Source organism: Streptomyces spinosisporus (assembly GCF_022698145.1).
In the GTDB taxonomy this organism is placed as follows: domain Bacteria; phylum Actinomycetota; class Actinomycetes; order Streptomycetales; family Streptomycetaceae; genus Streptomyces; species Streptomyces spinosisporus.
Genome location: NZ_JALDAX010000001.1, coordinates 975,863 through 987,383 on the forward strand (window position 1 = coordinate 975,863; position 11,521 = coordinate 987,383).

Here is an 11,521-nt window from a genome sequence, read left to right on the forward strand (position 1 = left end):
AGCACAGGAAATTCAGTGGTCCGGCGTCACGTCAACACTTCCGGCCGGCTTCATAGGGGCGAACTCTCCAGTGGAAACGTTGTTGCCTTTCAGCCGGCCTCCGTGTTTCGGAGGTGTGAACTGGCAACGTGCTGATTCCTGGTGCCGCTCCGGGTGTTCGCTGTGCGTGCGTACACGGCCGGGAACGGAGCCTAACTACTTTTACAGGGCTTCGAGTGCGCGTGCGGTCAGTGTGTGAGAGCCCCTGGGCGTGGCATGGCGCGCGGTGAGGACGAGCCGGTGGACCGAGGAGCCCCACACGTGCGTGAAGGCCGGGTCGGTGAGGGGGATCGTCTCCGCTTCGGCGGAGAAGGCGCCGGGATCCCAGGTGAGCAGCAGACCGCGCCGGTTCCGCGGACGGACGGTGGCGCGACCCTCCGGGTGGATCGTCAGGTCGCCGGCGATGAGCAGGTGCAGGGCCAACTCGGAGGACGGGGAGCGTAGTTGCCAGGCGTCTTCGATCTCGGCGCGCTCGTCCTCGCCGCGGACGAGACGCACGGTCCTCATCCATGACTCCAGTTGCGCCTGCGGTGGGTAGGCCGGTGCGAGATCACAGGTGATCTCGTCCGTTTCGGCGGTGGAGTGCGCGGTCACCGAGGATGCCCGGAAGCCGGGTCCCGGCCGTTGCCCGAGGCCATTGACGACCGGGACGTTGTGGTACTCGCTGGTCATCGACCAGATGCTGTAGCGCCGGTCGTTGAACGTCTCCCGCCGGTAGGTCCCCACCCCGGCGTCGATGACCAGGGGACGGGTGTCGACGGCGATGATGAAGGTGCCGACGTCGTTGTGGTTGTGACTCTCGTCGTTGTGGCCCGCTTTGGCCGCCACGAGCAGTCCCCGCTCGGATGCCGCACGCGTGCGGGCGACGAGAACCTGGGTGTCCGGCAGCCAGCTGCGCGCGGGCAGCGGGAACGACGCGGGAGACTCCGCGTTCCACTCGGTGTCGAGCAGGGCGTCCAGGGTGCGGCGCAGATCGAAGGGGCCGGCCGTGGTGAGGGGCCCGTCGCCGGTGTCCTCGCGCAGCGCCCGGGCATGTGCGCTCACCTCGGGCTGCTCGGTGCGGCGGCCGTACCGGTACAGCAGGGCGGGAGCCGTCTCCCGTGGCCGGGCGGGTCCGTCCGCGAAGTTGACGGCCCATCCGTCGCCGATCCAGGTGGCCACGGGGTAACGGGCCATGGCACGCACGAGGGGGTGGCCGAAGACGCCCGCGTCGGTTCCCAGCAGCGAGGTCAGCGTCTCCAGGCACTCGAAGAGGCTGGCGCCCGCGCGCCACCAGTAGTGCGGTCCTTCGTCGCAGCCGCCGTCCCGGGGATGGGCCCGCAGATAGTTCTCCAGCCCTTGCAGGATGCGGCACACCAGGGCCGTACGGTGGTCGTCCGACTCCTCCGTGAGGGCGGTGGTCAGCAGCAGCTCGGAGTGGATCCACGGGTTCCAGTTGTTGAGCTTGGCCGTCGAGCCGTCGTACCAGCCCCATTCGTCGCGTTCCAGGTAGGGCCGCAGCACACGCGTGGAGACCTCACGGCGCAGTCGCCGGCGCACGAGCGGATCGAGGCGGTCGAGCTCGTCGCCCGCGATCGCGTCCGTGAGAGCGAGCAGCACGGCGATGCCGGACGCACCGAGGTCGAGGGTGGGCCGATCCGGGTCTGCCAGCAGCCCGTGCTCGGGCCCGAGCACCCGGAAGTCGTGGGCCGGCCAGACCCAGGACGTCTCCTCGCACAGGGCCCATACGCCGTCCATGACCTCGTCGATGAAGGCGCCTTGGCTCGTCTCCGTGCCGGGGGAGACGGCGGCGGCGAGGACGGCCCGGGCGAGACGCGCCCGGCGTGCGAAGACCCGGTCCTGGTATCCGGACCGGTCGCCGTCGCGCGCGAACCGGGCGAACAGGGAGGCCGGCAGATCGGGCCAGGGCCGCCCCAGCGAGGCGGAGGCGGTCTCCAGGATCCGGTCCCGTGCGGCACGGTCGATCGCCTGCCATCGGTCTCGGTCCTTCAGCGATGGCACTGGACTCCACTCGCCGATGCGGGGCATCCGGGCGGCGACCAGCGTGGGCGGGAACAGCCGGGTGAGGAGCGGATGGGCGGCGCCCTCGGCTTTCTGCGGCGAACTCATGCTTGTCCTAACTCGACGAGGTGGGGGCATGTCGACAAAGTGGTGGTGGGGAAGGGGAGTTGACCCTGCGGGGCTTCGATGCGCGAGGCACCGGCCCGCTCAGGAGGCCGTCCCGCTGTGGGTGCGCAGGCGGGGCGCGAAGGCCATGTGGAACACTCCCGCCGCGGCACCGACCGCCGCGGCGGACGCGCTCAGGGTCGAGTACGTGACCCGCACCGTGCGGACGCGGCGGGCCATCGGGAAGCGGTTCACGGCCGTCGAGATCTCCGACAGGTACAGTTCGGCGACTTCGGGCGGGACGGCCGGCCCGCCGACGATCATCAGGTCGATGTCGTAGAGGTCCGTCATGGCGACCGCGCCCCGCGCCACGATCACCGCCACGTCACGGATCGCCCGCACCGCCCGCTCGTCGCCGTCCGCCGCCGCGGCACACACCGCCTCGTAGGTGATCTCGCCGTCGGGCGAGCTGAGGCCCGCCTCCACGGCCCGGGCGACCACGGCGGACATGGGGGCGCACTCCGGCACCATCTCCGGGCCGCCCTCCGGCGTCAGCCGCTGGAGGGCGTACGCGGTGAGTTCCCCGAACTCTCCCGCGTTGCCCGAAGCGCCGCGGTACACGTCGCCGTTGAGGAAGGCCCCGCTGCCCGCGCCCGCTCCGAGGTAGAGGTACACGAAGTCGGTGCTGCTCTCACCGGCTCCGAGCCACTGCTCGCCGATCGTGGCAGCCGTCGCGTCCTTCTCCAGGATGGTGGGGAGTTCCAGCATCCGGTGCAGTTCGGCGCGCAGCGGGAACTCGCCCCACTTCGACCACAGGGGCGGGTTGAGGAGCACGCCCTCGTGCACGTCCAGCGGGCCGGGCGCCGCCACTCCGACGCCGAGCAGTTTCGTGCCGAGCGGGCCGGCCGCATCGACGGACTGCCGGGTCGTCTCGGCCATCCACTCCAGGCACGACCGCGGGTCGCTGTCCGGAGTGACGGGAAGGCACCGCCGGTCCCGTACGTTGCCGCACAGGTCGACCAGGACATGGGTGATCTGCTCCGGGTCGACGTGGATGCCGATCGCGAAGGCGGCGTCGGGACGCAGCTTGAGCGGCACGCGTGGCTTGCCCTTGCCCGTCCACCGGCGTTCGTCCTCGACCAGGAAGCCCGTGGTGAGCAGGTTGCGGGTGATCCGGGAGACGGCCTGGGGCGTCAGCCCGGTGCGCTCCGCGATCTCGACCCGGCTCAGGGAGCCCGCGACGCGTACGGACTCGATCACCAGTTTCTCGTTGAACGAGCCGAGTGCCAGCTGGTCGAACGCGCGATGGACGGTACGGCGACGGGGCACGCCCTCGCCCTGACCCTCGCGCAGCCACCAGAAGGGCGTGCCCGGCGGGGCCTTGGCGAGGCTCCGCGCGGTGTCGGCCAGCAGGTCGAGGGCGACTCGTGCGCGCTGCGGCTGGTGCTGCAGTTCGAGTTGCGCCATCAGACAGACGGTTGCCGCCCAGCCCATGGAGGCGGGTGCGGCGTGATGGGTGGCGTTCGCGGGCAGGTTGGCCGGTCCCCTGGTGTCGCCCCAGGTGATGACGTGGATACGACGGCCCGCCCAGCGGCCTGCGATGAGGGGGGACACGGCCAGGGCGGGAACCACCGGCAGAGCGCGCACGCTGCCGGAACTCCCCGCCGGCTGTGCGAAGTCGGAGCCCTCGGCCGTGGTGCGTCGGTCCTCCTCCGTGCCGTCCGGCAGTGCCTGTCGCATGACCGCGGTGAGCGCGGCGTAGCGCATCTGCCGTTCCTCCGCGGTCGCGGCTCCCATGCGGGGCTGTCCCGACGGCACGGCTTCCGCGAGCACCACGAAGGCCCTGCCGTCCGGCCGCGCTCCCACCGCGAGCAGCTCCGGGCGGTGGCAGGTCAGCGCGGGACCGACCGGGAGCACCACCGTCGTGTCGCTGCTGCCCGGCCTGATCTGCCAGCGTTGCCACACCCTGCCGAGCGCCGTGTGCGACAGGCCCAGATGGTCGGCCAGGGCACGGGCCGACCAGGTGCGCTGGGGTGGCGGGGGACCCGCGAGCGTCGCGGCGATGACGTCGGCCTCGTCGATGCGTGCGGGGCGTCCGCTGCGCGGCCGGTGTTCGAGTCCGGCCAGTCCGTGGGCGGCGTAGCGCTGCCGCCAGGCGGTGACCGTCGGGCGGGAGATCCCGATGGCGCGTGCGCTCTGGGACACGGACAGTCCGGCCGCCGCGTCCTGCACGATGCGCAGCCGGACCGAGCGGTCCTCCCTGCCTTCCGCCCAGGCCCGCAACTCGGCCAGGTCCTTGTCCGTCAGTGACCATTCGCTCGGCTTGCGCATGACCCCTCTCAGGCTCATTTGTAAAAGTATTTAGTGGCCACATGGCTTGCTTTGGTGTACCCCGGACCGACGCCCCTTCCGTACTCGTGGAAACGCCGACCACCTGGGGTGATGCACTCCGATTGCTCTCATCAGCGCACCTTGTGAATTCGCCTGCAACATACGGCCGTTACATCTTGCCTGTCCACGGCATTGACGTCGAGCAATCCATGAGATTTACATGACCCCGGTCAGTCCGGATGCGGACAGGGACGCCCGCATCTCGGGGAAGGGATCACATGACATGACGACTGTTGATCGGCCGCTCGACCGGCTGGATACGAAGGAGGCGCCGCCCAGGAGCGGCCGCCCCGCACCACCCGGCCGCAAGAACAAGGCGCTGTTCTGGTTCGCGGTCCCCGGCACCGTCCTGCTGCTGCTCTTCCATTACGTGCCGCTGCTGGGCAATGTGATCGCGTTCCAGGACTACCAGCCGTTCACCGGCTTCACGCACAGCCCGTGGACAGGGTTCGACAACTTCAAGATCCTCTTCAACGGCGACCCCGCGTTCCTGCACGCGCTGGTCAACACGCTGGAACTGACGGTCATTCAGGTCGTCTTCGTCTTCCCGCTGCCGATCCTGCTGGCCCTGCTGCTCAACAGCCTGGTCGGCGAACGGGTCAAGCGCGTGGTGCAGAACGTGCTCTACCTGCCGCACTTCCTGTCCTGGGTGGTCGTCGTGGCCGTCTTCCAGCAGATGCTGGGCAACGGCGGCCTGCTGAACGTCTTCCTGCAGGCGCACGACATGGGCACCTGGAACATCATCGGCAACCCGGACCTGTTCAAGGAGCTGCTGACGTCCCAGGTGATCTGGAAGGACACGGGATGGGCCACCATCCTCTTCCTCGCCGCGCTCTCCCGCGTCGACACCGACCTGTACGAGGCGGCCGCGGTGGACGGCGCGAGCCGTCTGCGCCAGACCTGGCACGTGACGCTGCCGGCCCTGCGCGGCCTGGTGATCCTGCTGCTGATCCTCCGCCTCGGTGACGCCCTGAGCGTGGGCTTCGAGCAGATCGTGCTCCAGCAGACGGGCATGGACAAGAACACCACCGAGGTGCTGGACACCTACGTGTACAACAACGGCCTCGTCGCCGGGGAATGGGGCATCAGCGCGGCGGTCGGCCTCGTCAAGGGCCTGGTCGGCGTGGTGCTGGTGCTGGGGGCCAACAAGATCGCCCATCTTCTCGGCGAGGAAGGCATCTACAGCAAATGAGCACAGTCTCCACGGCGGGCCGCAGGCCCGCGCGCAGCTACAGCGCCATCCCGGGCCAGTCGGGGGGCTCCCCGCTGTGGCGCACGGCCAAGTCCCTCGTGCTGCTGGTGTGTGTGGCCCTGGTGGCGATCCCGTTCCTTGCCGTGCTCTCGACCTCGCTCGCGGACGCCGCGCAGATCAACGAGACCGGTGGCTTCGTGCTGTGGCCGAGCCACCCCACGCTCGACTCCTACCGCGCGCTCCTGGGCGGAGGCCTCGTGTCGAGGGCGATGCTGGTCAGCGTCGGCATCACGGTCGTCGGCACCCTGATCAGCCTGGCCGCCTCGATCACGCTCGCGTACGGCCTGAGCCGGCCCGGCTCGTACGGCCACAAGCCGATCCTCATGCTCCTGGTCCTCTCGCTGCTGTTCGTGCCCGGTGTGATCCCCAGCTATCTGCTGGTCAAGCAGCTCGGGTTGATCAACAGCTACTGGTCCCTGATCCTGCCGACCGCCGTCAACGCCTTCAACGTGATCGTCCTGCGCTCGTTCTTCGCCGCCCTGCCGGGCGAGCTGACCGACGCCGCCCGTATCGACGGGGCCGGCGAGTGGCGCATCCTCACCCGGATCGTGATGCCGCTGTCGAAGGCAGCGATCGCGGTGATCGGCCTGTTCTACGCGGTCTCCTACTGGAACGCCTTCTTCAACGCCCTCATCTACATCAACCAGTCGGCCAAGTGGCCGCTCCAGCTCATCCTGCAGACCTACGTCGTCAACAACTCGGCCATCGGCCAGGGACAGACGGCCGACCCCGGCGCGGCGCTCCCGCCGACCGTGGCGCTCCAGGCAGCCATCCTCATCCTGTCGGTCGTCCCGATCGTCATCGTCTACCCCTTCCTGCAACGGCACCTCACCAAGGGCGTGATGATCGGCGCGGTCAAGGGATGACCCGCGCGGACCCTGTGACCGACCGCCCAGAAGAAGGGATTCCCCACCCATGGGTGCGCACCTCACCCGGAGAAACGTCCTGCTCGCAGGACTGGCCGCCGCGGCCGTGCCAAGCCTTGCCGCATGCGGCGACGGCGTAGCCGAACCCTCCCTCGCGGAGAACGCCGACGTACGGCTGCCGGACTACGTCCCCTACCGGGGCGTGCAGCCGGACCTGCCCGGGACGAAGGCCGGCGTGCTGAACGGCTACTACCACTACCCGAAGAACCCCGTGAAAGCGGCGCCGGACGGCCCGCCGGCCAAGGGGCCGTCCATCGACGTCATGACCCTGACGTACAGCCCCGTACCGCCGCCCGCGTCGAAGAACCCTCTGTGGCAGAGGCTCAGCGACAGCATCGGCACCACGCTGAACTACGAGATCGTGCCGGTGGCCAACTACCCGGTGAAGTTCGCCCTGACGATCGCCGGGGGCGATCTGCCCGACGCGATGCTGGTGCTGCCCACCGCTCCACGCCAGCCCGCCATGCTCAACGCCCTCTTCGAGGACCTGTCGCCCTACCTGTCCGGCAGCGGCGTGAGGCGCTATCCCTATCTCGCGAACATCCCCACCAGTTCCTGGTCTCCCATGGTCCTCGCGGGCGGCCTCTACGGCCTGCCCATGCCGCGCGCCAACAGCGGCTCCGCCATGTTCTACCGCGCCGACATCATGAAGCAGAAGGACCTGGACCCGAACCCCAAGTCCTTCAAGGAGTTCCTCCAGCTGTGCAAGGACATCTCCGATCCGAAGCACGCGAAGTACGCCAACGGCGACCCCGCCGTCACCCTGTACTTCATCCTGGAGATGCTGCACGGCGCGAACGAATGGCGGGAGCAGGGCGGCAGGTTCACCTGGTGGCTGGAGGAGAGCGACATCCTGCACCAGGCCCTCGACGCCATGCGGCAGTTGGTCAAGGCGCAGACGATCCACCCGGACGGATTCACCACCGTCGGCAAGTTCAAGGACTGGTTCGGCAACGGCCAGATCGCCATCAACTACGACGGCCTGACCGCCTGGAACCAGAATCTGCTCCAGTACGGCGCCACCAACCCGAAGTTCGAGATCGACGCGATGGTCGCGCCCGGCTTCGACGGCGGCAAGGGCACGCACTGGGCGGGCAACACCAACTTCGCGATGCTCAGCCTGAAGAAGGCCCCGCGCGAACGCATAGAGCAGCTGCTGCACGCGTTCAACCTGCTCGCCTCGCCCTTCGGCACCGACCTCTACCTGCTGCGGAAGTACGGAGTGGAGGGCCACGACTTCGCGTACAAGGGCGCGGACCCGGTGCTGAATACCGTCGGGGTCACGGACACCGGACTGCCGACCACCTTCACCACGGACGCACCGCAGAGCATCTACTTCCCGCAGGACGCGGAACCGGTGCGGCTGCAGTACGAGTTCCAGAAGCGCGCCGTCGACGTGCTGGTGACGAACCCGGCCTACGGCCTGTACTCCGAGACGAACACCACGCTCGGCAACACGATGAGGCAGAACATCATCGAGGGTCCGCTCAAGGGCTACATGCGCGGATCGGCCGACTGGAACGACGTCCAGGACGCGGTGAAGAACTGGCGCCGCAGCGGCGGCGACAAGATGCGCGGCGAGTTCGAGCAGGCCTGGGCCGCCCTGCGCGCCTGACCCACCCCGCCCCCCACCGGAAAACCCCCTGAACCACCACGCAAAGGACCCTGGACTGTGCACGACGAACGACGGATCACCGAAGCACGCGTGCGGAAGCTGCTGGACCGGGTCATCCGCCCCGCGCTCTACAGCGCCGTTCACCCGCTCGCACTCGAAGCCTGGCACGTCGACGGTGAGCCCGTGCCCCTCGCCGACGCCCAGCGGGCCACCTACGCGCCCATGGCGGTCGGCGATACCTGGGGCAGGCCGTGGGGCACCACCTGGCTCAAGGCGACGGCCGAGATCCCGGCCGACTGGACAGGGCGGCGCGTCGAGGCCGTCTTCGACCTGGGCTTCGATCTGACGCGTGGCCCGGGCGGACAGGCGGAGGGCCTGGTCTACCGGGACGGTTCCCCCGTGCAGGGGCTGCACCCGTACAGCCGCAGCGTCCTGCTCACCGGCAGCGCCACCGGCGGCGAGAGCGTGGACCTGCTGGTGGAGCTGGCCGCCAACCCCGACATCTCCGGCAGCCAGGCGAAGGGCACCCACTTCGGCTCGCTGTCCACGGCCGGCGACGCGCACCTCTACCAGCTCAGGCAGGCGGAGATCGCGGTCCGCGACGACGAGGTGTGGCACCTGATCCACGACATCGAGGTCCTCGACCAGCTGATGCACGAACTGCCCGAGGGTTCCTCGCGCCGCCACGAGATCCTCTACGCGCTGCGCAAGGCCGCGGACGCCCTCGACGCGCACGACGTCGCCGGCACCGCGCGCGCAGGCCGGGCGGCCCTCGCCGACGTCCTCTCCCGGCCCGCGCACGCCTCCGCGCACACGGTGACCGCTGTCGGCCACGCCCACATCGACTCCGCCTGGCTGTGGCCGGTGCGGGAGACGGTGCGCAAGTGCGCCCGCACCTTCACCAACATGACGACGCTCGCCGCCGAGTATCCGGAACTGGTCTTCGCCTGCTCCTCGGCGCAGCAGTACGCCTGGATGAAGGAACGGCACCCGGAGGTCTTCGACCGCATCAAGAAGGCGGTGGCCGCGGGTACTTGGGCCCCCGTCGGCGGCATGTGGGTCGAGGCCGACGGAAATCTCCCGGGCGGCGAGGCGCTGGCGCGGCAACTCGTGTACGGGCGGCGCTTCTTCGCCGAGGAGTTCGGCGTGGAGCAGGAAGGGGTGTGGCTGCCGGACTCCTTCGGATACAGCGCGGCCTACCCGCAGCTCGCCAGGCTGGCGGGCGCCCGCTGGTTCCTCACCCAGAAGCTGTCGTGGAACGAGACCAACCGGCTGCCGCATCACACGTTCGCCTGGGAGGGCATCGACGGCTCCCGCATCTTCACCCACTTCCCGCCCGTCGACACCTACAGCGCGGAGCTCTCGGCCGCCGAACTCGCCCACGCGGAAAGCAACTTCGCCGACAAGGGCCCGGCCAACCGGTCGCTCGCCCCGTTCGGCTACGGGGACGGCGGCGGTGGCCCCACCCGCTCCATGCTGGAGCGGGCCCGCAGACTGCGCGACCTGGAGGGCTCGCCGCGGGTCGAGGTGAGCAGCCCGAACGCCTTCTTCGAGGCGGCCCGCGCGGAGTACCCGCAACTGCCGGTGTGGCGCGGCGAGTTGTACCTGGAGAACCACCGCGGCACCTACACCAGCCAGGCCCGCACCAAGCGCGGCAACCGCCGCTCGGAGGCCCTGCTGCGCGAGGCCGAACTGTGGGCCGCCACGGCCGCGGTGCACGCCGGCGCCCCGTACCCGTACGAGCGTCTGGAGTCGATCTGGCGCCGGGTGCTGCTGCACCAGTTCCACGACATCCTGCCCGGCACCTCCATCGCGTGGGTGCACCAGCAGGCCGAGGAGGTGTACGGCGAACTCCTTGCGGAGCTGGAGGCGGTCATCGGGGAGGCGAGCGGCAGCCTCGGCGCCGCGCCCTCGGACATGTTCCTCAACGCGGGTCCCTACGACCGCCGCGAGGTCGCCGTCCTCCCGGCGGGCGCCGAGCAGGCCGCCGGGCCCGTCGGGCAGCGCCTGTCCGACGGACGGCTCGCCGTCCTCGCGGACGTGCCCGCACTGGGCTCCGGCGGGACCCTGGAGCAGCCCACGGCACCGGTGACGGCGCGTGCTGAGGGCGACGGCTTCGTGCTGCGCAACGGCGCGGTGACGGTGACGATCGACGGCGACGGGCTCGTCACGTCCGTCCACGACCACGCCGCGCACCGCGAGGCGATCGCTCCCGGCGCGGCGGGCAACCTGCTCCAGCTGCACCCGGACGACCCCAACGTCTGGTCCGCCTGGAACATCGACCCCTACTACCGGGACACCGTGCGCGACCTGCGCGCGGCCGCCTCGGTCATGCTGGCCGAGAGCGGGCCGCTGCTGGCCTCCGTGCGGGTGGAGCGCCGCTTCGGCGCCTCCGTCCTCGTACAGCATCTGGAACTCGCGGCCGAGAGCAGGCAGTTGACCGTCCGCACCGACGTCGACTGGCAGGAGCGCGACGTCGTGCTCAAGGCGGCCTGGCCGCTGGACGTGCACGCGGAGGAGGAGCGGGCGGAGATCCAGTTCGGTCATGTGCGCCGCCCCACGCACCAGAACACCAGCTGGGACGCGGCCCGTTACGAGCTGTGGGCCCACCGCTGGGTGCACGTCGGCGAACGGCACTGGGGAGCCGCCGTCCTCAACGACTCGACGTACGGGCACGACATCGGCCGCGACACCCGGGAGGACGGCGGCACCACCACGACCCTGCGGCTGTCCCTGCTGCGCGCCCCGCACAGCCCCGACCCCCAGGCGGACCGCGGGCGGCACTCCTTCACCTACGCGCTGGTGGTGGGCGCCCGGGTCGAGGAGGCGATCGCCGGCGGCTACGCGCTGAACCTGCCGTTGCGCCCCGCGCCCGTCACCACACCGGCCCTGGTCACCGTCGACACGACGGACGTCGTGATCGAGTCGGTGAAGCTGGCCGACGACCGCAGCGGCGACGTGGTGGTGCGTCTCTACGAGGCCTGCGGCGGCGCCGTCACGGCAACGCTCACGGCGGGTTTCCCGGTGGCAGGTGTGAGTGACTGCGACCTGCTGGAGTCACCCGAGGAAGACCTGCCGCTGTCGGACGAGGCAACCACGACCTTCAGGATGCGCCCCTTCCAGATCCGCACCCTTCGGCTGCACCGGGCACGGGAGACGGCGTAGACGCTGTCCGGAGCCCCTGTCCCGAGT

General features: G+C 70.0%; 6 protein-coding genes. 4 read left to right on the top strand and 2 right to left on the bottom strand.

Annotation, left to right across the window (positions count from 1 at the left end):
• Window positions 1-201: 201 nt before the first annotated feature.
• Both MQN93_RS04230 and MQN93_RS04235 read right to left on the bottom strand, forming a co-directional pair.
• Complete coding sequence (locus MQN93_RS04230) at window positions 202-2,148, bottom strand: heparinase II/III domain-containing protein (protein ID WP_242708346.1); 1,947 nt, start codon at window positions 2,146-2,148, stop codon at window positions 202-204.
• A 99-nt stretch (window positions 2,149-2,247) separates the two neighbouring features.
• Entirely contained in the window at window positions 2,248-4,494 is a 2,247-nt protein-coding gene (locus MQN93_RS04235) for an ROK family protein (RefSeq protein WP_242708347.1), read from the bottom strand.
• 265 nt (window positions 4,495-4,759) lie between these two features.
• Here MQN93_RS04235 and MQN93_RS04240 point away from each other — a divergent pair, with 265 nt between their 5' ends.
• From MQN93_RS04240 to MQN93_RS04255, 4 genes are read left to right on the top strand one after another with little or no spacing between them, the layout of a single operon-like run.
• A complete protein-coding gene (locus MQN93_RS04240; protein ID WP_242708348.1) occupies window positions 4,760-5,728 on the top strand; it encodes an ABC transporter permease subunit in 969 nt (322 codons plus the stop codon).
• Window positions 5,725-6,654, top strand: a complete 930-nt coding sequence (locus MQN93_RS04245; protein WP_242708349.1) for a carbohydrate ABC transporter permease — start codon at window positions 5,725-5,727, stop codon at window positions 6,652-6,654. Before MQN93_RS04240 ends, MQN93_RS04245 begins: the two co-directional genes overlap by 4 nt.
• A 49-nt stretch (window positions 6,655-6,703) precedes the next feature.
• Window positions 6,704-8,329, top strand: coding sequence for an extracellular solute-binding protein (locus MQN93_RS04250; protein WP_242708350.1), 1,626 nt, complete (start codon window positions 6,704-6,706; stop codon window positions 8,327-8,329).
• Between the two features lie 57 nt (window positions 8,330-8,386).
• Entirely contained in the window at window positions 8,387-11,494 is a 3,108-nt protein-coding gene (locus MQN93_RS04255; protein ID WP_242708351.1) for an alpha-mannosidase, read from the top strand.
• The last annotated feature ends 27 nt before the right edge of the window (window positions 11,495-11,521 follow it).

Excerpts from the sequence above, each read along its gene's own strand:
- MQN93_RS04230 (WP_242708346.1), bottom strand. The coding sequence starts at position 2,148 with ATGAGTTCGCCGCAGAAAGCCGAGGGCGCCGCCCATCCGCTCCTCACC.
- MQN93_RS04235 (WP_242708347.1), bottom strand. The coding sequence starts at position 4,494 with ATGAGCCTGAGAGGGGTCATGCGCAAGCCGAGCGAATGGTCACTGACG.
- MQN93_RS04240 (WP_242708348.1), top strand. The coding sequence starts at position 4,760 with ATGACGACTGTTGATCGGCCGCTCGACCGGCTGGATACGAAGGAGGCG.
- MQN93_RS04245 (WP_242708349.1), top strand. The coding sequence starts at position 5,725 with ATGAGCACAGTCTCCACGGCGGGCCGCAGGCCCGCGCGCAGCTACAGC.
- MQN93_RS04250 (WP_242708350.1), top strand. The coding sequence starts at position 6,704 with ATGGGTGCGCACCTCACCCGGAGAAACGTCCTGCTCGCAGGACTGGCC.